This is a genomic window from Psychrosphaera aestuarii, assembly GCF_017948405.1.
GTDB classification, from domain to species: domain Bacteria; phylum Pseudomonadota; class Gammaproteobacteria; order Enterobacterales; family Alteromonadaceae; genus Psychrosphaera; species Psychrosphaera aestuarii.
In genome coordinates, this window is record NZ_CP072844.1 from 2,473,110 (window position 1) to 2,495,655 (window position 22,546).

The following is a 22,546-nucleotide window of genomic DNA, read 5'->3' on the forward strand; positions in this document are numbered from 1 at the left end:
ATTACACACTATAAGGTTTTTAAAAAGCTAGCTACTCGATCAGTATCTCTTGTACGTTTCATATCGGGTAAACTTCGCATAAAAGTCTCGCCATATTGGCGCGTCACCAGTCTTGGATCGCATATTACCAGAGCACCGCTATCAGTGACATCCCTAATCAAACGACCGACCCCTTGTTTTAATGAAATAACAGCTTGAGGAATTTGAACATGCTTAAATGGGTCTAAGCCTTTGAGCTTACAGTCCTCCATTCTCGCTTGCAGTAAAGGTTCGTCCGGGGATGCAAAAGGAAGTTTATCTATCATTACTAAAGATAGAGCGTCACCTCTTACATCTACACCTTCCCAAAACGAACTAGTCCCTAATAGCACGGCGTTTTTTAGTTTGGTAAACTTTTCTAGCAATAACCGTTTGCTCGTGGTTCCTTGAACTAACAAAGGCAGCTTCGTTTGATCTTCTAACATTTTAGCAACTAAAGACATGACTCTGTGGCTCGTAAACAGCAAAAATGCTCGGCCTTTACTCGCCTCAACAAGCTCTAATGCTAATTCTGCGAACGCTCGCACAGCCGCCTTATCGTTTGGCTCTGGGAAATATCTAGGCACACAAAATAGCGCCTGTTTTTGATAGTCAAATGGACTACCAAGAATTTGAGTGCGCGCTTCCGGTAAGCCTAATTGACTGGTGTAATGTTCAAAGTCATCATCAACCGAAACGGTCGCCGAGGTAAAGATCCAGCTTGAATCCGACTCTTTTACAAAGCCACCAAACTTATCAGCGATAGAAAGTGGTGTGGTATGCAGAGTAAAATGTCGTTTACTGGTCTCATACCAATAACTAAAGCCGGTTTCTTCAATTTGATTGACCCTATCAAACTTCCCACGTAATTGGACCAATCGCTCAAAACAGGAATCTATCGCCTCTGTCCGTGAAACAGCTAATTTTAATACGTCGTAAATAAAGTCAAACGACTTGTGTACTAACTGCATAGCAGCAACAATCTCTTGTTGTGATGCTTTTTCGCGCCAGTTACCTCGTTCACTATCAAAAGGAAATGCTAAACGCATATCCAAAATATTCTTTTCTAAATTCATTGCTGCTTTATTTAATTGCGACAAATCACGCAAGTTAGTTTGATATTCTGCTTGTATATCTTTACATAATTCAAAAACTTGACGAGAAGAAAAGTGATCACCAAAGTATTCCGCTGCGATATCAGGGATTTGATGCGCTTCATCAAATATAATGACATCAGTTTCTGGGATTAATTCGCCAAAACCTGTGTCTTTAAGTGCCATATCTGCGAAAAACAAATGATGGTTCACAACAATTAAGTCTGCTTCTAATGCGTTTTTTCGAGCGTTAACTACGTGGCACTCGCCAATATTTGGACAATCTTTACTTAAACAGTTATCAACACTACTCGTTACATAGGGGATTGCACGGCTATTTTCCTCTATAGAAGTAAGTTCACCTAAATCTCCGGAGTCTGTCTCTGAGCTCCAACGGCGAACCTTCGATAAGTCTGTGATAAATTCTGGATCATCAAATGGTGGATGCTGACCATTTTGGTTCATACGATAAATACAAAGGTAATTACTTCGACCTTTTAACAAAGCCGTCTTTAAGCGTGGTTTTATCGCTTGCTTAACCAAAGGTAAATCGCGATGAAACAGCTGTTCTTGCAATGCTTTGGTTCCAGTAGAGACAATGATTTTTCGCCCGTCTAAAATAGCAGGTGCTAAGTAGGCAAATGTTTTACCCGTACCTGTACCAGCCTCCACTACCAACTGCTTACCGTCTTTAATTGCTGCTGCGACCGCATTGGCCATATCTAGTTGCGATTGTCGGGCTTTAAATCCAGGGATAGCTTTGGCAAGCGCCCCTTCATCTGAAAAACACTGATTAACTGTTTGTTTCACCCAAGCTCATCCAAAAATAACAAATTCGAACTGCAGTTTACCAAATGTAATGGAAGTTAAGAATGTACTCTTTAAGATTTATTTTGCTCATAAAAAAACTCCCGGCGAGCCGAGAGTTTTTATATATGTAAGGAAGCAGAATTTGCTTCCCTATTTAAAACTTAATCTTTAATTATAAAGAATCAGAGTTTTCAGATAAGAACGCAGCTACACCAGCAGGAGTCGCGTCCATACCTTTTTTACCTTCTTCCCAACCTGCAGGACATACTTCACCGTGCTCAGTGTGGAAGTTTAATGCGTCAACCATACGTAGCATCTCGTCGATGTTACGACCTAAAGGAAGATCGTTAACAACTTGGTGACGAACCATGCCTTCTTCATCAATTAAGAAAGATGCACGGAAAGCAACGCCAGCTTCTGGGTGCTCAACGTCGTATGCTTTACAGATTTCGTGTTTAACGTCTGCAGCTAGTGTGTAACCAACTTGGCCAATACCACCGTCTGCAACAGGAGTGTTACGCCAAGCGTTGTGGCTGAATTGTGAGTCAATTGAAACACCAATTACTTCAACACCGCGCTTGTTGAACTCAGCTAGACGTTTGTCAAAAGCGATTAGCTCTGAAGGACAAACGAAAGTGAAGTCTAGAGGGTAAAAGAAAACAACTGCTTTTTTACCTTTAGTTGCTTCAGCAAAGTTAAATGTATCAACGATTTCGCCGTTGCCTAATACTGCAGCTGCAGTGAAGTCTGGTGCCTGACGGCCTACTAAAACGCCCATGGGTTTCTCCAATGTGGTTATTGTTAATAAATTCTTGTGCACAGTATATATAGTTAAAATTTCATAAACCAAGGTGAATTTTCGATTAAACCTATCGAAATTATCAATATAGGTAATCCTTTGCTGTTATTTGCCAATAGCAGGATAATACAACGCTTAAAAATAGCACAAAAATAAACAAAAACACTTGCCAACAAGCTTAATGAGAACTATTATCACTTGCATTAACAATACGCTCAATTCTTAGGGTTATTAAAATGTACGTTTGCTTGTGCAAAGGCATCACAGATAAAGACATTCAAGATGTAGTAAATCAACATGGCGTTGGTAACTTACGTGAACTTAAGCAGCACCTGCCTGTTGGTTCTGAGTGTGGAAACTGTACCAAAGTTGCGCAAAGCGTTATTGATAGAATCATTATCGATGAGTCTTTATTTAGAGAAGTCAGTTAGTTACAAATAAGTAATCTAATTAATAATGATTCTCATTATTAACCCGCTGTTTTTATTAGATATTTTTGCAAATTCCTCGTTTTAATCTATAATAATCCTATACGCAATCAGTAGGATTTTTTTATGCAATCAAGTCGCACCATCCTTACCACCTTAAATGATATTCTTACGGTGGAACTTACTTCTATTAACCAATATTTTTTACATGCTCGTATGTACAAAAATTGGGGGTTTAGCAAACTCAATGATAAGTGCTACAAAAAATCGATTTTAGATATGAAGCAAGCTGACAAGTTAATAGAACGTATATTATTTTTAGAAGGCTTACCTAACCTACAAAAATTAGGCGCTCTATCTATTGGCGAACATACTGTTGAAATGATCAAATGTGATTCACAATTCCAATTAACGCAAATTGCGCAAATGCGCGCGGCAATTGCCGTTTGTGAAGAACAACAGGACTTCGTTTCAAGAGATCTACTCACTGAAATTTTAGAAGGTGAAGAAGAACACTTGGACTGGTTAGAGACTCAAGACTACCAAGTAGAAAATCTTGGTATAGAAAAATACTTACAAGCACAGTTATAAAAAGGTATCCATCATGAAAGGCAACAAAAATATAATCGACGCACTAAACGGTCTGTTGGCATATGAACTAGCAGCGATGGATCAGTACTTCATTCACTCTCGTATGTATGACGACTGGGGTTTCACTAAATTATTTGAGCGAATTGATCATGAGTTTGATGATGAAAAAGGTCACGCCTCACTTCTAATCGAGCGCATTCTTTTTTTAGAAGGCATCCCTGACATGGTGAATCGTGATGGTTTACATATTGGTAAAGATGTACCTGAAATGCTTGAAAGCGACCTTAGAGTTGAGTACGCGGTAGACGCAGCATTAAAAGAAGCAATGGCTTTATGTGAAAAAGAACAGGATTATGTTACTCGCAACATGCTTCAGGTTCTTATCGATGATACAGAAACTGATCACGCCCATTGGTTAGAGCAACAGTTAGGCTTGATTAAGAAGATTGGCCTACCTAACTACTTACAAGCACAAATGTAAGCAAGTAGCTTTATTAGTATTTAGTTTAAAACGAATCGCTACTAGCAGTGCTGAAATTAAATATTTACAAAAAGCAGAACATTTGTTCTGCTTTTTTTGTGTAAGCTGTTAGGTTAGTTATTCCAAATTAACAAAAGGAAGTTTAAATGGCCGATGAAAATAAACCAGTAAAATTAGAAGTGGGTATTGGTGTTGGTGTTGCAATAGGGGTCGCTGTTGGCGTTGCTACTGACAATGTAGGCTTGGGCATCGCGCTCGGCGTTGCTTTAGGTGCGGCTTACTCAATGAGCACTCAGCCCAAAACAGAAAATAGCTCACAAGATGTGGAAGATGATCGTAATGATAGTGATACCGGTGGCCAAAGCTAAATCTGACCAACGCAAACTTATCGCTAGTGAAATATATTACTAACTCAGATAGGCAGTCCAAACTGATTAGCCGTTTAATGCCAATGGCTTTTCTTTTTAAAGCTAACTTTCTAAATTAACCGTGCGTATGTTCTCTTTTTTTTGCATAATTAGGCGTTGTGATTAATTTAAAATTAGTATCTGAAATAGGATGTTTTAATGAAGAAAACCTGTGTAATTACCGGCGGCTCATCTGGTATTGGCCTCAGTTGCGTTGAAGCATTTTTGAACGACGGATACGACGTTTTTAATTTAGACCTGCTACCAAGTGAGTTTGGTCGCTTTTGTGAATGTGATATTACTGACTTAAATAAAGTACGAACCACAATAGCTGACATTGCAAAACAACAAAAAATTGATGTTCTAGTTTCTAATGCTGGCATTCACTTTTCTGGGACAATTGAAACCACCAGCGACAGTGACTTTAATCGAGTATTTGATATCAATGTAAAAGGGACTTATGCGGCGATACAAGCTGTGTTGCCAAGTATGAAAGAAAACCAATCAGGGTCAATCATCCTCATAGCATCTGATCAAGCATTAATCGCAAAACAAAACTCATTTGCCTATAACCTTAGTAAAGCCGCTTTAGCCTCAATGGCAAAAACCACCGCGCTTGATTATGCCAAATACAATATACGATCTAATGCATTATGTCCTGGAACTATTGAAACGCCTCTTTATCATAACGCCATTAACAGTTATGTTGCAAAATCAGGGGCCAATAAAGAAGAGGTTCACAAAGAAGAGCAGTCGCTTCAGCCTCTTGGTCGTCTAGGCCAACCTAAAGAGGTTGCCGATTTTGCGCTATTTTTAGCCAGTGATAAAGCATCTTTCATCACGGGAAGTTTACAGGTCATTGATGGCGGATATACAGCGCAATAGCTTATCTTGGCAGCCATTAATATGACTTATAAAATTATAGATCCGCACCTGCATTTTTTTAATTTAACGGATGGCGAATATCATTGGTTAAAATCTGTAAACCCGCCCTATTGGAGTGACAAACAGAACATCCATCGCAGCTTTTCTGAACAGGACTTAATATTGGCACCTGAGCTTACACTCATGGGATTTGTTCACATTGAAGCTGGATTCGACAATCGCCAACCGAGTCGTGAATTAGCGTGGTTAGAAAGCAGCTGTCGACTTTCCTTTAAAACAATTGCATCAACGAATTTAATGTTAAAAACGCATGAGTTTAAGAAGCAAATCGACGAGCTCATTGCTTATAACTCGCTTGTTGGTGTTCGCCACATATTGGATGCTGACGCCTTATCGATCCTTCAATCCAAAACAAGTTTTGCCAACTTGAGTTATCTTGAAGAGTGCGACCTTATTTTTGAGCTCCAAGCCGATTTGGCCGATAGTGAGACTGTTAATTTAATTGTTAAAATATTAGAGGACCTGCCACTGAAGTCATTAAATGTGGTGATCAACCATGCCGGTTTTCCGCCAGTTGAACAACACAGTGCGCACTTTACCAATTGGACAAACGGCATCAAAAAGTTAAGCCAAAACCCGAACGTATCGATAAAATGTTCTGGATGGGAAATGACTGACAGGCATTATTCGAATACGTTTATTGCAGAAGTAGTTGATACTGCAGTTCGTATATTTGGTTTCCATAGAGTTATGCTAGCAAGTAACTTTCCACTGTGCACATTCAGTAAATCTTATGAGGCCTTTTGGCTCGATATTGTTTCGACACTTAACAAATTAGACGTAACTGAACTACAAAAAAAAGCATTGCTTCACGACAACGCTTTTTCTATTTATTTTGACCGGTCTTAACCAAGCCAACAATGCCCAAAGGCATTTAAACTAAGTTAGCGCTAAGTTTCCTCATCGCTAAAAACGGCCTCTATTTGACACTTAAACAGTCGTGCCATTTTAAATGCCAATGGCAAGCTCGGATCAAATTTGCCTTTTTCGATTGCATTTACCGTTTGTCTAGACACATCTAGCTCTTTCGCTAAGTCGGCTTGCGTCCAATCGCGCTCAGCTCTCAGTACCTTTAGCCTATTTTTCATAGATATCGTTTCCGACTAATTAACATGCCAACCATGTAACTAATACCCATTACAAATAATAAGCCAGAGGCGTTAGGCTCAAAAGAAATCACTTTAACCGCTTCTAGCAACCCATACACGGCTCCGCAAACCATGGTGGTGCCAAGTGAAATAGCCATGGCTTCTAACATTATCCGTTGTTGCATTTCATCTAATCCCTCTAAATGCACTTTATTTGCCCAAATCATTTTAAAGCCAAACATAAGGTTAACGATAATCACGGCTGATGTTAGTGCTAAGTTATAGTCCCATATAAACTTTGGACCAAAGCTTACAAAAGCCAATGACAATAACCAAAGTCCCGTCCATTTGGCTAATAATTTTGTATTGGTTGCGGTCCTTGAATTTAAGTTGTCGCATAAATCATTTTTAGTCATCTTCTTGCCCTCAGTAAATATACAATTTTGAATACAGCTTACTTGTCATAATGACAAATCAACTTTACACACGTTCAAATAATAGACGCACAACAAAGTGATGTCAAACAAGTTTTACATTAAGATTACTAAACTTTACTTATCCAGTATTAAACCGAAATCACTAACATGGCTTCATTGAACGCTTCTGTATGATTGTCTCTGTAAAATATCGCTATATTAATAGCTTGCATTAGAGGTGTCGCCGAAATAGGTTTTGCGAAAACCAAAAGCTACTTTATGGTAAACTTTGATAAATAATTAAGTCGAATAAGTTACAAGACACCATAGATGCGCAAATCAGATAAAAAAATCGATAATGACATAAGAATTATCCTTACCTCTCTATGTGAGTCACTACTTGAGTCATTTGAAGGCTTTGAGTGGCTCACTCATAAGGCCGATTATAAGAATTTCCCAAACAGTTTACGTATTCTTGTTGTTTTTGATACAGACACACGTTTGCAGTCGATTATAAGCTCAAAAATAGAAACTCAGATCGTTAGCAGCATCTGTCGATATTTAGAAAATATTAATATTAAACTTAACGCTAAAAACAACAAGGCTAACAAAAAATCTGATCAGCAGATCGTATTTGACAGTGAGGAATCTTGTATACGTGAAAGCGGTGGTAACTGGTCTAAACGTCTTAACAATCTGCGATAAACCAAACCTTCCATTATTTCGTAATGATTACCAATAATCTTTGTCTGATCTTGCTGGTTTTAGCAGGAGGGCATTTTAACGGTCGATATTGGGTTATCAATGCGAGAAAAAATCAACATAGTTTGGTTCAAAAGAGATTTGCGCCTGTCAGATCATGAGCCGATAAAGCAGGCATTTAATTCAACTCTGCCTACGTTACTGATTTACAATTTTGAACCAATATTGCTAAATGACAACCATTACAACGAACGTCATTGGCGCTTTGTATATCAATCAATTCAAGATCTTAATCAACAACTAGTCCGTTTTAATGCCAAGGTTTATATATTTAGCCAAGATATGCTGTCTCTTTTAGACTCTCTCGTCACACAATTTGATATTAACTGCATATATAGTCACCAGGAGATCGGTTTAAATAACACTTACGAACGTGATAAGCAGGTTCAACAATGGTGTACTAACAAGCATATAACTTGGCGCGAATATCAAACAGGAGCCGTTGTAAGGGGCAAGAAAAATCGAAAGTCATGGAATAAACTATGGGAGCTCTACATGGATGCATTCCCAGCGACACCGGACTGGAAAGATGTAAATACTATAGAGCTGAATAACCATATCGAGCCCATTTTACCTGACAAATTTACTACTCCTAACGACTCGTTCCAGCAAGGCGGCCCAATGCAGGCTCGAAAAGTGTTAGAGTCGTTTCTGTCGAGTAGAGGTTCTAATTATCAAAAAAGTATTTCTAGTCCAAGTTTAAGTCAAACTGGTTGCTCACGACTATCTCCGTATCTTGCTTGGGGAAACATAAGTTTGCGACAGGTGTTTCAAGCGACAATTCGAAAAATGCAACAGCTAGAGCCCCATCAAAAAAGTTGGAAACGCCCCCTATCAGCATTTATTTCTAGGCTACATTGGCATTGTCACTTTATGCAAAAGTTTGAGAGTGAGTGTCGCATGGAGTTTTACCCTGTTAATTCTGGTTACAATCAGTTTCCGTATCGCTCCGATTCAAAAGCGATAGAACAACTTCAACATTGGCAAGACGGCAACACTGGTATTCCTATCATAGATGCATGTATGCGGTGTCTAAAGCATACTGGCTATATCAACTTTAGGATGCGCGCCATGTTAGTCAGTTTTGTAACCCATCACTTAAACATAAGTTGGCAACAGGCAAGTCTTCCCCTTGCTAATTATTTCTTGGATTTTGAGCCGGGGATTCATTACCCACAAATTCAAATGCAGGCATCGGTCACTGGTATAAATACAATTCGGCTTTATAACCCAATCAAACAATCTGAAGACAAAGATCCAAACGGCCACTTCATTCGACAATGGTGTCCTGAACTAAAAAACCTGCCGGATGAATATTTGCATCAACCTTGGACTCAGCCGCCACTAGAAGCTATCTTTAACGATTTTCAACTAGGTCGCGATTATCCAGAGCCTATTGTTAACTTAGAGGAAGCAAGTAAATCGGCAAGAGAGCGTTTGTGGGAATTTAGAGACAGATCTGACGTCCAACGAGCGATTCCATCGATACTGAGAAAACATGTCTCATAAAAAGCTAAATCTTCCGTTTAAAATTTGTCCCGTCTGCAACCGCCCTTTTAACTGGCGGAAAAAATGGGAAAAAGAATGGCATAACGTGATCTATTGCTCAAAACGTTGTAGAAGCACAAAGTCAAAAACAACGTTAAATACCTAAATATAAAAGCTCATTAAAAGGAAACAAAGCTTGGTTAAAAAGGCTTAAAATGTATTTAGTCGCGACAAAATTGAATTTTATTCATCTCACAAAAAAGTCGCATTATAAAATGCGACTTTTTGCTGTAATTGTCTTTTAAAACTATTAAGAGGTGTTATTTAACCGTCACATTAGGCGAACGTTTAACAACGTCATCATTCAGTTCAATACCAATTCCCGGAGTATCAGGCGCTTGGAAAAAACCATCTACAGGTTGTGGGTCTTGAATACAAAGTTCACGGTTCCACGACTTGATTGCATAAGTATGATGCTCATGAATTAAGAAGTTTGGAATCGCGGTTTCTAAATGTAATGAAGCCGCTGTTGCTACTGGGCCACCACAAACGTGTGCTTGAACTCGAATGTCATAAACATCGGCATAGTCACAGACTTTTTTCGCTTCCGTGAAACCACCACATAAGCCAACATCTGGTTGCAATACGTCAATGCTTTGGTCTTCAAAGTACGGACGCACATCCCAGCGATGATATAAGCGTTCGCCACCAGCAATTGGCACCTTTACATTATCAGAAACTTTTTTGTGAACCGCTGAATTTAAATAATTCACAGGCTCTTCATACATCATACAGCCCACTTCTTCGACTATCGCGCCCATTTGTATTGCAGACGCCGCGCCCATAAGTGAATGTGATTCAAAGATAATATCAACATCTTCGCCAACGGCATTTCTAATGGCACGTAAACGATCGCCAAATAAACGCATTTGCGGTTTAGTGAATAACTTAGTTCTATCAAACGACGAGCCGCCATCTGCATCATAAACAATTGGGTCAACTTTCACTGCGTCATAACCTTCAGCAACGGCTTTTAAGGCTGCTTCTGCGTACTCTTCTGGCTGAATAAGCTTGGTGATATCTTTGTCCCAGTCAAATTGTAATTGGCTAGCGTAAGTTCTTAACTTGTCGTTAGTTTTACCGCCTAACAATTGATAAACAGGTACACCAAAGGCTTTCCCTTTGATATCCCACAGTGCCGTATCAATTGCACTCATTGCAGAGTATAAAACTGGTCCGCCACCTAAGCCCCAAAAGCTTTCGCGCAGCATACGACTCCACAACAGTTCAGTATTAAACGGATTAAAACCAATTAAAACCGCTTCAGCGATTTCTTTAATCATTGCAGCCGCAGCACTGTGTCCCCAGTCGTAGGCTAAACCAGCTTCACCAACACCAGTAATACCTTCGTCAGTGTGAATACGAACAAAAACAGGGTTCCAAGGAGGGCGTTCTGGGCAGTGAATATCAAATATTTCTACGTGGGTGATTTTCATTTTTGTCTCTTTTAATTAGGTTCTTTATTGTTTTTGTTCGTGACAATTGGTCACGCTTTCAAATTAAATGTCGGTCTTTACTACCAGGCTTTACTTATTCTTTTTACATATCAAAGTCAGGATACGCTCGCTTAACTTTTCGCATCATGGCTGGCCATGCTTTTTGGCCACCGGTTTGACCTGAATGGACTATATTCGCTTGTGCTTTTATGCCATCAACTATGCTTTGATCCACCATAAACGCAGCTTGACCCGTTGCTTGAACTTGCAACTGAATCTCACAAGCACGAGTTAAATCGTACATATGCATAAAGGCATCACCAATGGTTTTACCTAGTGTAATTGCACCATGGTTTTTAAGCAGGAAAAAATTAGCATTACCTAAGTCATCTTTTAAACGTTGCTTTTCATCTTCGTTAACTGCCAAGCCTTCATAATCATGGTAGGCCAACGACGCTAGGGCAAACATAGAATATTGACTTAACGGCAATAAACCTTCTTCTAAACTTGCAACTGCAACAGTTTCATTGGTATGAACGTGCAATGTACATTGGTCTTCATGCCTTGCTTCATGTAATGCGCTATGAATAGTGAAGCCTGCTGGGTTAATGGTAAATGGACAGTTTTCCTGAACAATATTGCCTTCAATATCTATTTTTACCAAGTTCGACGCAGTGATTTCATCAAAGGTTAAACCAAAAGCATTTAATAAAAAGTGATCAGTACCCGGAATACGAGCTGATATATGAGAATGGATTAAATCGTCCCAGCCATGCATCACCATTAATCGATAACATGCGGCGAGTTCAACACGAGTTTGCCACTCTTGTTCTGACACTTGGCCTTTTAAACTTAACGTTGGCAATTCGTACATAGATATTCCTTTCAACTCCGCTCTAACAATTCTGACTTGGCTGGCAGTATATCGAAATTAAAGATCCAGCCTTAATAACGGTTAATAATAATATATAGCGTGAAACTTTTATATCTTTGAATTTGATTCACATTAAAACAACCACTCATGCGCTTACTTTCACCTCTAATTTCATTTTTTCTTTATCTCTAATTTCACTTTGCTTCTGCAAGCACCTTCCCCGCACCTTACCCTAATCGATATTTGTTTTATGTTTATCATAAAATTTAATTTGACTAACATAAAACAAAACTCTATTGTTAGTCACATGAACATACGAATTAATTTAGATATAGAACTCGCGAAACAGAAAATGTCATTGACTGAGCTATCGCAGAAAATCGGTATCTCGATGACTAACCTGTCTTTACTAAAAAACGGCAAAGTTAAAGCGATTCGATTTAGTACATTAGAAGCAATATGCCAGGCGTTAAATTGTCAGCCAGGTGATATTTTGGTGTATGAAGTTAAAGAGTCGGAACTGATATAACACTGGAGATCAAAATGAACAGTCAATACATGAAACCCGCTATCGCAACATTAATGCTGGCGCTAATATTTCCAATTTATTGGAGTACTGCGTTTTATTCAGCTAGTTTTAACAACGATATTTTTGCATTCATAAAAGCAGATATGATGACACTCAGCCTCACTGATTTAATGTTTGTGACAATGGGGGCATTAGAAGTCTACGTATATCTAAGTCTGGCCAAAGCATTAAAGTCTCAACTTACGTCTCGCTTCGCACCTATTCTGCTTGTTGTGATGGCCATTGCCAGTGGTTTATTCCATGGAACGGTTTTATTTGATATTACGCTTTCAATGACAAATGGTGTTTTTTCAAATTCACTAACGGATAACATAGTCGCAACTGGTCTATTTTTAGGTGTGTGTGCGCTGGTTTTATTAGCTTTTGCCACGTTTATTTGCAGTATAGTGATTCTGGTGAACCATCAACAAATTAGTAGCATGTTAAAAGTGTTTGCCGCATTGCTGTTAGTGGTAAGCGTTTTACAAGTGACGGTTATCTTTTCTGCCTTTAACTTACTCTTGTTTCCATTCACTTTAGCTTTGCTCGCGTTATACTTTGTGAAAGAACCAGACACTTTGGAAGTTGTTTAACAGAAAGTTGTTTAATTGGAAGTTGTTTAATTGGAAGTTGTTTTAAATACCCTATGACCCTAAATAAAACCGCGATATTTACCGAGCTCTTTATTCAATTAGAGAAGTCCTTTCTTGCAGCCACCGATGCTGCAGAAGGGGCGCGCCAATTAGCCACTCATGAACAAAGTAAACCAGAAACGCAATACGACACCGTAGGATTAGAAGCCTCTTACTTAGCGCATGGTCACTCACAACGAGCTGCAGACTTAGCCAATGCCATAGAGAATTGGAAAGTTTTACAACACAAAGTATTCAGTAATGAGTCTACTATTGACGCGGGGGCTTTAGTTGAGATCCTTGACTCAAATGAGGTGTCTACAATGTTTTTAATCGGCAATTATTCTGGTGGTTTAAAAATTGAGGTATCAAACGAAATCATTACCGTTATCACCTTATCGTCACCCCTAGGCGGAGCTATGAAAACTAAACAAGTCGGTGATGAGTTTCGACACCCAGTTAACGCCAAGAATATTTTGGAAATAACTCACCTAGTCTAGCTTAAAGACCCAACAGCAATCAGAATTGTCTACAATCAAAACAAAAAAACGGAGCACTAGGCTCCGCTTTTCCGCAAATACTTGTAAATCTAAAGCCAACGTAAGAACGCGGATTTAAACATTTTTATATTTACATTTTTTCCATTGTCTCAATGCCTAATAAATCTAGACCTTGTTTCATTGTGCGAGACACCAACAAACTCAATGCTAAACGGCTTTGTTTTGTTTCTTCAGGAACGCCCTCTTTTAACATAGGACAGGCTTCGTAGAATGTCATGAACAAGCTAGCTAGCTCATAAAGGTAAGTACATAACACATGAGGCGTTAAGTTTTGGCTAACCGCATTCATAACTTCAACAAACTGCAATAGCTTCATTGCTAACGCTTTTTCTTGAGCTTCTGTGATAACCACGTCCGCTGCAAAGTCTTCGGTATTAATACCCGCTTTACGGAAAATACTTTGTATACGCGCAAATGCGTATTGTAAGTAAGGGGCCGTATCGCCTTCAAAGCTCAGCATGGTATCCCAATCAAAAATATAATCCGTTGTACGGTTTTTGCTTAAGTCTGCATATTTAATGGCACCAATACCTACTTTACGAGCAATCTCTTTTTGCTCTTCCGCTGACAACTCACTATTACGTTCTGCTAAAAGCTTACCAGCGCGCTCAACGGCTTCATCCAACAAATCGGCCAGTTTTACAGTGCCACCCGTACGAGTTTTAAATGGTTTACCATCTTTACCTAACATCATGCCAAAAGGACCATGCTCATAGGTCGTTTCTTCACGTAACAGCCCACCTTTGCGGCCTACAATTTCAGCTTGCTTAAAGTGGAAGGCTTGACGAGCATCGGTGAAGATAATGATTCGATCAGCATCTAAATCAAATGAGCGATATTTCATGGCTGCTAAATCCGTGGTGGAATATAAGTACCCGCCACCTGATTTCTCAACAATATAAACCGCCGGTTCACCGTCTTTGTTCGCTAACTCTTCAATGAATACAACTTGTGCACCTTGGTCTTCAACTACTATGCCCTGCTCTTTTAAGTCAGCAACCACACCCGGTAACATTGGGTTATAAGCACTTTCACCCATAATGTCATCATTTGTAAGCTTAACGTTCAGCTTCTCGTAGACTTCTTCTGAGTGTTGAATAGACACTTCAATAAACTGCTGCCATAACGCTTTACACTCAGCGTCGCCGCCTTGCAGCTTAACAACATATTCACGAGCACGGTCAGCAAACCCTTCTTCGTCATCAAAACGAACTTTTGCTTCGCGATAAAAGTCTTCTAAGTCTGACAGTGCCGTTGTTGCAACTTCAGATGCTTGCAACTTGTCTTGTAGATGTGCGATTAGCATACCGAACTGTGTTCCCCAATCACCCATATGGTTTTGGCGGATCACATCGTGACCTAAAAACTCAATAACACGAGCAACGGCATCACCTATAATTGTTGAACGAAGGTGGCCAACATGCATTTCTTTCGCTAGGTTTGGTGATGACAAGTCGACAACCACTTTTTTAGCCAATTCTTTTTCAATGGCTAAACGAGGATCAGCCAGTGCTGTTTCAACTTGTGCGGCTAACCACTCTGGACGAAGCTTTACATTAATGAAACCAGGGCCAGCTATTTCCAAGCTTTCAGCCATGTCATCTAGATTTACTTGCTCAACAATCGTCTCTGCAATATCACGAGGCTTTTGCTTTAGAATTTTAGCCAGGGCCATTGCCCCGTTAAATTGATATTCACCAAATTCAGGTCGAGTACTGCGAGCCAAAGGTGCTGGTGCGCCTTCTGCGCCTTCAATGTTGCTTAATGCTTGTTTAAATCTGTCTTGAACTAATTGAAATACATTCATTTTCTTTAGTGCCTAATTAGTGTTCACGAGTTTCTAAGAAACGTACATCTGGGTAGCGTTCCATTGATAAATTTAGGTTTACTCTTGTTGGAGCAATGTACGACAAGCTATCGCCGCCATCCAGCGCAAGGTTTGAGGCGCATTTGCGTCGAAATTCGTCGAGCTTTTTCTCATCGTCACACTCTATCCAGCGCGCCGTTGCAACGTTCACGTTTTCATAGATCGCTTCAACGTTGTATTCAGACTTAAGGCGTTGAACAACAACATCAAACTGAAGAACACCTACCGCGCCCACAATCAAGTCGTTGTTTTCTAGTGGACGGAATACCTGTACGGCACCTTCTTCTGATAATTGAATAAGGCCTTTTAATAATTGCTTTTGCTTCAAAGGATCTTTAAGACGAATACGACGGAATAATTCAGGCGCGAAGTTCGGAATGCCGCTGAACTTAAATGATTCGCCGTGAGTAAAGGTATCACCAATTTTGATCGTGCCGTGGTTATGCAAACCAATGATGTCACCTGGCCATGCTTCTTCAACTTGCGCACGGTCACCGGCAACAAAAGTCAGTGCGTCAGAAATTCGAACATCTTTACCAAGACGAACGTGCTTCATTTTCATGCCTTTTTCATATTTACCCGATACGATTCGCATAAACGCAACTCTGTCACGATGTTTAGGGTCCATATTGGCTTGGATTTTAAATACAAAACCACTGAAACCTTCTTCATCTGCCGAAACAGCTCGTTCATTGGTTTCACGAGGCATAGGCGTTGGAGCCCATTCCGTTAAACCGTCTAGCATGTGATCTACACCAAAGTTACCTAAAGCCGTACCAAAAAATACTGGTGTTAATTCGCCCGCTAAAAACATTTCATGGTCAAATTCGTGTGAAGCACCAACGACTAACTCTAACTCTTCACGAAGTTGCTCAGCTAAATCTTCGCCAATTGCAACGTCAACTTCAGGATTATCAATTCCTTTTACCGTGCGAACTTCTTGGATTGTGTGACCTTGGCCTGTGGCATATAAAATAACTTCATCACGTAGAATGTGGTAAACACCTTTGAACAATTTACCGCAACCAATTGGCCATGTAATAGGCGCACATGCAATTTTTAATTCAGATTCAACTTCATCCATGACTTCCATTGGATCACGTATATCGCGGTCTAATTTGTTCATGAACGTTATGATTGGTGTATCACGAAGTCGCGTTACTTCCATTAGCTTACGTGTTCGATCTTCAACACCTTTAGCCGTATCAATAACCATTAAGCATGAATCAACCGCAGTTAAAGTACGGTACGTATCTTCAGAGAAGTCTTCGTGCCCAGGAGTATCAAGTAGATTGACCAAACAATCGTTATATGGGAACTGCATAACCGACGTTGTAATTGAAATACCACGGTCTTTTTCCATTTCCATCCAGTCAGACTTTGCATGCTGGTTTGAACCACGACCTTTAACCGTACCAGCTGTTTGAAGATGTTGTCCGAACAACAATACCTTTTCGGTGATGGTTGTTTTACCGGCATCCGGGTGCGAGATGATCGCGAATGTGCGTCGAATGTCGACTTGCTGTTGTTGCGCAGACATGCAAATTACCTGTTTTTAAATGGATCGAAAAAGAGAATAAAATTTTAGCCGCGCATTATAGCCGAATTACGATTAAAAGTAAGGCGAAGAGTGCCCATAACTTCGATTTTTATGGCGTTAGTTTTCGCTTTGTAAAAAGCCGTGTATCATCTAGCCTTTGGTCAAATAACTTATAGAGCAATACGTTTGAAACTCACTTTTTTGATTACTATTTTTTTAAGTTCCTTTTTGCTATTTGCTGTTCAACCAATGTATGCAAAATTGCTGTTACCTAATTTAGGTGGTGGTAGTAGTGTTTGGACCGCATGTTTGTTATTTTTTCAAACCATATTGCTAGCTGGGTATTTATACTCATTCTTAATCAGTAAGCTTAAGTCTACTGCTCTCCAAGCCAAAGCACACGCCATTTTTGTGTTGATTGCAGCAACGCTTATGCCAATATCAAATGAGTGGTCTCAATCAGCATTTATTGAACTCCAATCACCGTTTTGGAACATTTTTTCGTTACTCTTTTTTAGCATCGGCATTCCCTATTTTGTCTTGTCAGCAACCGCACCATTGATACAACATTGGTTCGGCCAAACTGAATATAAGTCACAGACCTACAAGCTATATTCAGTTTCTAACATTGCCGCTTTACTCGCTTTATTTAGCTATCCATTTTTAATTGAATATCAACTCACGTTAAACCAACAAACAGCCTACTGGTCAATTGCTTACCTTGCGTTCACTGTTGTTATCAGCATGAGCATTTTTACCGTCTACAAGCAGAGTAAAATATCGTTGAGTAATGTTCATAGTGATTTGAACAACCGGGATGAACCAGCAGGCACGGGACAGCAACAAAAGGTAGAATCACAAAGCGCTGGATACTTAACGATGGTCACTTGGTTTTTATTGTCCGCGACCGGCGTTATATTATTAGTGGCTACCACTAGTAAAATGACACAAAACATTCCGCCAATTCCATTTCTATGGATTATGCCTCTGGCCCTTTATTTGTTAACTTTTATATTAACTTTCCACGATGAACGGATTTACGTTAGATGGTATTGGCTTGTTACCTTCGCCGTGTGTTCACTCATTGCATTACTGTTATTTTTTATCGGCACCCATTTTGGCGTTATTTCTCAGATTGTGTTGTATTTAATAGCAATGTTTGTTGCTACTATGATTTGTCACGGTGAGCTTGTTAAAACAAAACCTCAGACTAATCAACTTACCTTGTTTTACCTTATTTTATCTGCCGGTGGATGCGCGGGAAGTATATTTGCATCTATTATTGCTACCGAAATTTTCAGCTTATATTACGAGTTTATTGTTGGGTTTGCGGCCGTTTTTGCGTTTACCGCGTTATCAATTTTTGCAAACAAAATGAATCACTCTAATGACGGAAAAGTCGCTGTAGCCAGTCTATTTGGTTTAGGCATTTTCACCGCCTTTTTCTTATTTTTAAATAGTCAATTTAATCAATTTAATGTTTACGAGACTCGCAGCTTTTACGGCACATTAGCGGTCAAAGACTTAACACTTTTAAAACAACCTGAACGAAGATTAGTTGATGGATATACATCGCATGGTGCTCAAAGGCTGACCACTGAAGCAGACAACCGTCATTTAGAGCCACTTAGTTATTATCGACCAGACTCTGGTATTGGTTTGCTGTTACAAACACCGTATTTTAAAAGCAAACCAAATAATGTAGGTTTAATTGGGTTAGGGGTTGGTGCATTAGCTTATTATGGCCAACCTAACGACACCTACACTTTTTACGAACTCAACCCTGATGTTGCTGATGTTGCATTGCGTTATTTCGACTATTTAAATTCGTCTAAAGCCAGCACGGCGATTAAGTTGGGTGATGCCAGAATAACGTTAGAGCAAGAAATGACAATGGATGATCGGCAAGCCTTCGACTTACTGGTTGTGGATGCATTTTCAAGTGACTCAATTCCAGTGCATCTATTAACGAAGGAAGCTATTGATTTATATCGGCACCATTTGTCTGAACAAGGCCTTTTAGCATTTCACATATCAAACAGCTATTTAGACTTAAAGCCAGTAATGCGAAGTATTGCAGCACAACTATCGATGACAGCACTATATTTTAGAGCGGAGTCTGAGCAAAGCGATATTCACACGACTGAATGGGTAATATTCACTAATGACCCAGGCTATTTAAAAGATCGTCGTATTAACAACGCCGCATCGCTAGAACTTATGCAGCCTGGTATCAGTGTGTCTTGGACCGATGATTTCTCAAGTTTGTTGTCTGTAATGAAGTGGTAATTTAGGATTATTAGCGGCTGACGGCTACAGTACTTTTTTCATCGACAAGGCATGCTCTTTTTCAGAGCTATTGGGCACAGAGTAATAGTTTTTTCTAAGACTCTGTGTTTCAAAGCCCAAAGACTGATAAAGTGCCACTGCTGGCAGGTTTGACTCTCGAACCTCTAACCATATTTCTTCGGCGTTTATACTATTTGCATGTTCAAATAAGTTTGCCATTAATGTTCGGCTGTGCCCCTGCCCTTGGTAGTCTTCTGAAATACAAATGTTTTCCAACGACACTTCTCCAGCAACGTGATCAGAAAAGTAATATCCTATTAATTGATACTGCTTTTTTTCTACTTTAAATAGCCCTACATTGTGACTTCTTGGGCCAAAGCTCTGATTCACGATTCGTTCGGTCCAGGGCGCCAAATGGGCCTTCAATTCAATTTCCATTATCTCTGCGATATGCGAGTGGTTAAGGGGTTCTAGGCGGGTTTTCATTATGAGGCTGACGTTGCTTTAACAATTTCTTGTAGCTTATCCCAAATTTGTTTTTTATGAGCTATTGATAGCTTTTCAAATGGGGCCGTTATTAGTTGTGTTTTAGTCGCTATCACTCTTGTTGTTCTGGCCTCAACCAACCATACAAAATGCTCAGTTAACTGAATTTTGTTGCCATCGACTTTTAAGGCAGGAAATAGCACCTTTAAGTCATTTAATAACGCCTGAGGCAATTCAATATGGCTAGTAGTTTCACTTACTTCTATAGAGGCAAAATCATGCTTGGGCGACTTTTCAGGCTCTGTTTTTAAAAACTGGATGCCCAGCTTTTTTAAGCAGTCTATTTGGTGAGTTGTAAACACTGGCAAACCGATATTGAAATAAAAACTGATGATATCGAATTATGCTGATTTCAACCAATTATTTTTGTCTCCAAATCTCAGATACAAAAAAACCGCTTCAGTGAGCGGCCTATTGTTTACTTTGACTTGGCAGGGGCGGAGGGACTCGAACCCCCAACCATCGGTTTTGGAGACCGCTGTTCTACCAATTGGAACTACGCCCCTGCATCAAAGTCCGGCAATTATACTGTGCCTTTGATTAAGGTAAAGAGGATTTTTGAATTAATTTGAGGATTCCCGCCTGTTCGGACATTTAATGAACAAAGTCTGGACCTAAACGCCATTTAATTTAAAACTGAGTGAGTTATAATTCTTTTGCCTTTAATTATTTAAAAAGTCTCTACATGAATGACCAACCAAAATTTAGCTGCCCTATTTGTTCAGCAGACTTAGTCAAAACAGATAAAACGCTAAAATGCGCATCGAATCATAGTTTCGATTATGCAAAAGAAGGTTACGTCAACTTGTTGCCTGTGCAGCTTAAGAAGTCACTTAATCCAGGTGATGATTTGAATATGGTTATTGCTCGTCGCGAATTTTTGCAACTTGGCCATTATGAATTTATGCGTAACAAACTTATTGAGCTTGTTACCGAAAATGCCCCACAACTGATCGTTGACCTCGGGTGCGGGGAAGGTTATTACACCAGCGAAATTAAAGCGCAGCAAAAAGCGACTTCAGTTTATGGGATTGATATTTCTAAATCAGCCGTAAAATATGCCGCCAAACGAAATAAAGAGGTGCATTATGCAGTTGCAACAAATGCCCATTTACCCTTTTCTGACAAATCTGTAGATCTTATTGTTAACGTTTTCGCCCCTTTAATTGGAAAAGAGTGCCAGCGAATTTTAGATAACAATGGAAAGATTTTAGCGGTTTCACCGGGCCCAAGCCATTTATTGGAAATAAAACAGGTTATTTACCCAACAGCCGAGTTACATGAAGCCCCTCGCCCACCGGAGTTTTTTGAAAATAGTGCCAGTTGGAATGTTAAAAACACTATTACTATTAGTAGCTCTGAGCAACTAAATAACTTACTTACCATGACTCCGTTTGGCTGGAAAACCAGTGAGGAAAGTTTACAGAAACTACAAGCGTTATTACCGCTAACTGTTACACTGGATTTCATTATTTCACAATATATACCAAACGCTTCTCTTAACTGATCGGTTAACGTTGGCAAGGCGTAAAACGGATTAGTTTAATTATAAGGAAAAGTAACATGTTACAAAGACTCGTAAACACAATAACACTCGCTGCAACATTGATATTTAGCGCCTCTTCCCTGGCATCATTAAAAGTCGGTGATCAAGCGCCTGATTTCACCATGCAAGGTAGTGACGGCAAAACTTACTCATTATCAGATTACAAAGGTAAACAAAACGTGGTACTAGCTTGGTTCCCGAAAGCCTTTACATCTGGCTGTACAATTGAATGTAAATCACTAGCTGAAAATGGTCATTTATTAAAGAACTTCAACGCACAGTATTTCATGGCAAGTACCGATGATGTTTCTGATAACAAAAGATTTGCGCAAGAAACAAAAGCCGACTTCCCATTACTAAGCGATCCAAAAGGTGAAGTTGCAGAAGCGTATGATGTCAGTTTTATGGGTTACGCAAAACGTCACACTTTTTACATAGACAAAACGGGTAAAATCGTGATGATAGATAAAAATGTTCGCCCTGCTAGCTCAGCGGAAGATATGGCGAAGTATATGAAAATGCTAAGTTTTGAGGCAGTTAGTGACTAAACAGCCCCAACATACATGCCCATTGTGCGACCACCTCGAGGTCGCACACTTCTATAAAGACAAACGCCGAGATTATTTTCAATGCCAACAATGTAAGTTGGTATTTGTGCCGAAACCCTTTCACTTAAATTCTGAAAATGAAAAAGCAGAATATGATAAGCACGATAACCAACTTGAAGACATAGGCTATTTAGGCTTTTTGAGTCGGGTTGCGAAACCTGTAATTACGAAACTTAGCAACGCTGATATCGCCGAATGTTTTGCTAATAATAATCGAACGACTAATGATTTTTATAATAGCCTCGCTGAGATTGAAGGCTTAGATTTTGGCTGTGGACCGGGACCAGCTCTGGCTACGGAGCTATCAAGACTTGGTTTTAAAATGTCCCTTTATGATATTTATTACCACGACGACAAATCTAATTTAAATCGACAATATGATTTTGTTACTTGTACTGAAGTCGTTGAACACTTTAATGAGCCAGCAACCGGCATTACACTGCTTTATAATCTAGTTAAACCCGGCGGTATGCTGGCAATAATGACAAAGCTAGTAATAAGTCAGCAACGCTTTAAGCATTGGCATTATAAAAATGATCCGACACACATCAGCTTTTTTAGCGAAGATACCTTTTCTTACATCGCGCAACATTACAATTTAGAACTTGAGTTCAAAGATCAAGACGTCATATTATTAAAAAAGCCCGCATAACGGGCTTCTTGTTATAAAAACAAATTTAGTCCCAATGACCG

Annotated in this window: 26 protein-coding genes and 1 tRNA gene; 16 read left to right on the forward strand and 11 right to left on the reverse strand. The window is 39.5% G+C overall.

Features of this window, described 5'->3' with window-relative positions; all coding sequences use genetic code 11:
* Positions 1 to 8 precede the first annotated feature (8 nt).
* Both yoaA and J9318_RS11290 read right to left on the reverse strand, forming a co-directional pair.
* Complete coding sequence (gene yoaA, locus J9318_RS11285) at positions 9 to 1,922, reverse strand: DNA repair helicase YoaA (protein WP_244731646.1); 1,914 nt, start codon at positions 1,920 to 1,922, stop codon at positions 9 to 11.
* A gap of 172 nt (positions 1,923 to 2,094) precedes the next feature.
* Positions 2,095 to 2,700, reverse strand: coding sequence for a peroxiredoxin C (locus J9318_RS11290; protein WP_210560020.1), 606 nt, complete (start codon positions 2,698 to 2,700; stop codon positions 2,095 to 2,097).
* 257 nt (positions 2,701 to 2,957) lie between these two features.
* Between J9318_RS11290 and J9318_RS11295 the strand changes: the two genes are divergently transcribed.
* The 6 genes from J9318_RS11295 to J9318_RS11320 all read left to right on the forward strand — a co-directional run bounded on the left by J9318_RS11295 (position 2,958) and on the right by J9318_RS11320 (position 6,422).
* Positions 2,958 to 3,152 carry a (2Fe-2S)-binding protein gene (locus J9318_RS11295; RefSeq protein WP_210560021.1) on the forward strand — a complete coding sequence of 65 codons (195 nt, stop codon included), beginning with the start codon at positions 2,958 to 2,960 and terminating at the stop codon, positions 3,150 to 3,152.
* Positions 3,153 to 3,275: 123 nt separating this feature from the next.
* A complete protein-coding gene (bfr, locus tag J9318_RS11300) occupies positions 3,276 to 3,740 on the forward strand; it encodes a bacterioferritin (protein WP_210560022.1) in 465 nt (154 codons plus the stop codon).
* Between the two features lie 13 nt (positions 3,741 to 3,753).
* The gene (gene bfr / locus J9318_RS11305; protein WP_210560023.1) at positions 3,754 to 4,221 is read left to right on the forward strand and encodes a bacterioferritin; all 468 of its coding nucleotides are present in this window, start codon (positions 3,754 to 3,756) and stop codon (positions 4,219 to 4,221) included.
* A gap of 146 nt (positions 4,222 to 4,367) precedes the next feature.
* Positions 4,368 to 4,589, forward strand: coding sequence for a glycine zipper domain-containing protein (locus J9318_RS11310; protein WP_210560024.1), 222 nt, complete (start codon positions 4,368 to 4,370; stop codon positions 4,587 to 4,589).
* 198 nt (positions 4,590 to 4,787) lie between these two features.
* Positions 4,788 to 5,513, forward strand: a complete 726-nt coding sequence (locus J9318_RS11315; RefSeq protein WP_210560025.1) for an SDR family NAD(P)-dependent oxidoreductase — start codon at positions 4,788 to 4,790, stop codon at positions 5,511 to 5,513.
* Between the two features lie 21 nt (positions 5,514 to 5,534).
* The gene (locus J9318_RS11320) at positions 5,535 to 6,422 is read left to right on the forward strand and encodes an amidohydrolase family protein (protein WP_210560026.1); all 888 of its coding nucleotides are present in this window, start codon (positions 5,535 to 5,537) and stop codon (positions 6,420 to 6,422) included.
* 41 nt (positions 6,423 to 6,463) lie between these two features.
* On the opposite strand, the gene J9318_RS11325 is transcribed toward J9318_RS11320, so the two are convergent.
* Together J9318_RS11325 and J9318_RS11330 are read right to left on the reverse strand one after the other, a co-directional pair.
* Complete coding sequence (locus J9318_RS11325) at positions 6,464 to 6,661, reverse strand: helix-turn-helix transcriptional regulator (RefSeq protein WP_210560027.1); 198 nt, start codon at positions 6,659 to 6,661, stop codon at positions 6,464 to 6,466.
* The gene (locus tag J9318_RS11330; protein ID WP_210560028.1) at positions 6,658 to 7,077 is read right to left on the reverse strand and encodes a hypothetical protein; all 420 of its coding nucleotides are present in this window, start codon (positions 7,075 to 7,077) and stop codon (positions 6,658 to 6,660) included. The genes J9318_RS11325 and J9318_RS11330 overlap by 4 nt, the downstream gene beginning before the upstream one ends.
* A 330-nt stretch (positions 7,078 to 7,407) precedes the next feature.
* Here J9318_RS11330 and J9318_RS11335 point away from each other — a divergent pair, with 330 nt between their 5' ends.
* The 3 genes from J9318_RS11335 to J9318_RS11345 all read left to right on the forward strand — a co-directional run bounded on the left by J9318_RS11335 (position 7,408) and on the right by J9318_RS11345 (position 9,493).
* Positions 7,408 to 7,782, forward strand: coding sequence for a Fis family transcriptional regulator (locus J9318_RS11335; protein ID WP_210560029.1), 375 nt, complete (start codon positions 7,408 to 7,410; stop codon positions 7,780 to 7,782).
* A 99-nt stretch (positions 7,783 to 7,881) separates the two neighbouring features.
* A complete protein-coding gene (locus J9318_RS11340) occupies positions 7,882 to 9,348 on the forward strand; it encodes a cryptochrome/deoxyribodipyrimidine photo-lyase family protein (protein WP_210560030.1) in 1,467 nt (488 codons plus the stop codon).
* Positions 9,338 to 9,493, forward strand: coding sequence for a DUF2256 domain-containing protein (locus J9318_RS11345; RefSeq protein ID WP_210560031.1), 156 nt, complete (start codon positions 9,338 to 9,340; stop codon positions 9,491 to 9,493). The genes J9318_RS11340 and J9318_RS11345 overlap by 11 nt, the downstream gene beginning before the upstream one ends.
* A gap of 154 nt (positions 9,494 to 9,647) precedes the next feature.
* On the opposite strand, the gene J9318_RS11350 is transcribed toward J9318_RS11345, so the two are convergent.
* Together J9318_RS11350 and J9318_RS11355 are read right to left on the reverse strand one after the other, a co-directional pair.
* Complete coding sequence (locus J9318_RS11350) at positions 9,648 to 10,823, reverse strand: mandelate racemase/muconate lactonizing enzyme family protein (RefSeq protein ID WP_210560032.1); 1,176 nt, start codon at positions 10,821 to 10,823, stop codon at positions 9,648 to 9,650.
* A gap of 103 nt (positions 10,824 to 10,926) precedes the next feature.
* On the reverse strand, positions 10,927 to 11,697 hold the full coding sequence (locus J9318_RS11355) for a class II aldolase/adducin family protein (protein WP_210560033.1): 771 nt from the start codon (positions 11,695 to 11,697) through the stop codon (positions 10,927 to 10,929).
* A gap of 307 nt (positions 11,698 to 12,004) precedes the next feature.
* Here J9318_RS11355 and J9318_RS11360 point away from each other — a divergent pair, with 307 nt between their 5' ends.
* The 3 genes from J9318_RS11360 to J9318_RS11370 are packed head-to-tail and all read left to right on the forward strand — an operon-like array spanning position 12,005 to position 13,397.
* Entirely contained in the window at positions 12,005 to 12,226 is a 222-nt protein-coding gene (locus tag J9318_RS11360) for a helix-turn-helix domain-containing protein (protein ID WP_210560034.1), read from the forward strand.
* Between the two features lie 14 nt (positions 12,227 to 12,240).
* Positions 12,241 to 12,858: a hypothetical protein gene (locus tag J9318_RS11365; RefSeq protein WP_210560035.1), complete on the forward strand. Its 618-nt coding sequence runs from the start codon at positions 12,241 to 12,243 to the stop codon at positions 12,856 to 12,858.
* 53 nt (positions 12,859 to 12,911) lie between these two features.
* Positions 12,912 to 13,397, forward strand: a complete 486-nt coding sequence (locus tag J9318_RS11370; RefSeq protein WP_210560036.1) for a GreA/GreB family elongation factor — start codon at positions 12,912 to 12,914, stop codon at positions 13,395 to 13,397.
* Positions 13,398 to 13,527: 130 nt separating this feature from the next.
* Here the strand turns inward: J9318_RS11370 and argS are convergent, their stop codons facing one another.
* Together argS and prfC are read right to left on the reverse strand one after the other, a co-directional pair.
* Positions 13,528 to 15,264, reverse strand: coding sequence for an arginine--tRNA ligase (gene argS / locus J9318_RS11375; protein ID WP_210560037.1), 1,737 nt, complete (start codon positions 15,262 to 15,264; stop codon positions 13,528 to 13,530).
* A gap of 16 nt (positions 15,265 to 15,280) precedes the next feature.
* Positions 15,281 to 16,864 carry a peptide chain release factor 3 gene (gene prfC, locus J9318_RS11380; protein WP_210560038.1) on the reverse strand — a complete coding sequence of 528 codons (1,584 nt, stop codon included), beginning with the start codon at positions 16,862 to 16,864 and terminating at the stop codon, positions 15,281 to 15,283.
* Between the two features lie 249 nt (positions 16,865 to 17,113).
* Here prfC and J9318_RS11385 point away from each other — a divergent pair, with 249 nt between their 5' ends.
* The gene (locus tag J9318_RS11385; protein WP_210560039.1) at positions 17,114 to 19,153 is read left to right on the forward strand and encodes a fused MFS/spermidine synthase; all 2,040 of its coding nucleotides are present in this window, start codon (positions 17,114 to 17,116) and stop codon (positions 19,151 to 19,153) included.
* Between the two features lie 24 nt (positions 19,154 to 19,177).
* Here J9318_RS11385 and rimI read toward each other — a convergent pair whose 3' ends face one another.
* The 3 genes from rimI to J9318_RS11400 all read right to left on the reverse strand — a co-directional run bounded on the left by rimI (position 19,178) and on the right by J9318_RS11400 (position 20,205).
* A complete protein-coding gene (rimI, locus tag J9318_RS11390) occupies positions 19,178 to 19,591 on the reverse strand; it encodes a ribosomal protein S18-alanine N-acetyltransferase (protein WP_210560040.1) in 414 nt (137 codons plus the stop codon).
* A gap of 47 nt (positions 19,592 to 19,638) precedes the next feature.
* Entirely contained in the window at positions 19,639 to 20,001 is a 363-nt protein-coding gene (locus J9318_RS11395) for a hypothetical protein (RefSeq protein ID WP_210560041.1), read from the reverse strand.
* Between the two features lie 127 nt (positions 20,002 to 20,128).
* A tRNA-Trp gene (locus J9318_RS11400) sits at positions 20,129 to 20,205 on the reverse strand.
* A 179-nt stretch (positions 20,206 to 20,384) separates the two neighbouring features.
* Here J9318_RS11400 and J9318_RS11405 point away from each other — a divergent pair.
* From J9318_RS11405 to J9318_RS11415, 3 genes are all read left to right on the forward strand, one after another.
* A complete protein-coding gene (locus J9318_RS11405) occupies positions 20,385 to 21,206 on the forward strand; it encodes a putative RNA methyltransferase (protein WP_210560042.1) in 822 nt (273 codons plus the stop codon).
* A 56-nt stretch (positions 21,207 to 21,262) separates the two neighbouring features.
* The gene (locus J9318_RS11410; protein ID WP_210560043.1) at positions 21,263 to 21,793 is read left to right on the forward strand and encodes a peroxiredoxin; all 531 of its coding nucleotides are present in this window, start codon (positions 21,263 to 21,265) and stop codon (positions 21,791 to 21,793) included.
* A gap of 106 nt (positions 21,794 to 21,899) precedes the next feature.
* On the forward strand, positions 21,900 to 22,505 hold the full coding sequence (locus J9318_RS11415; protein WP_342345690.1) for a class I SAM-dependent methyltransferase: 606 nt from the start codon (positions 21,900 to 21,902) through the stop codon (positions 22,503 to 22,505).
* The last annotated feature ends 41 nt before the right edge of the window (positions 22,506 to 22,546 follow it).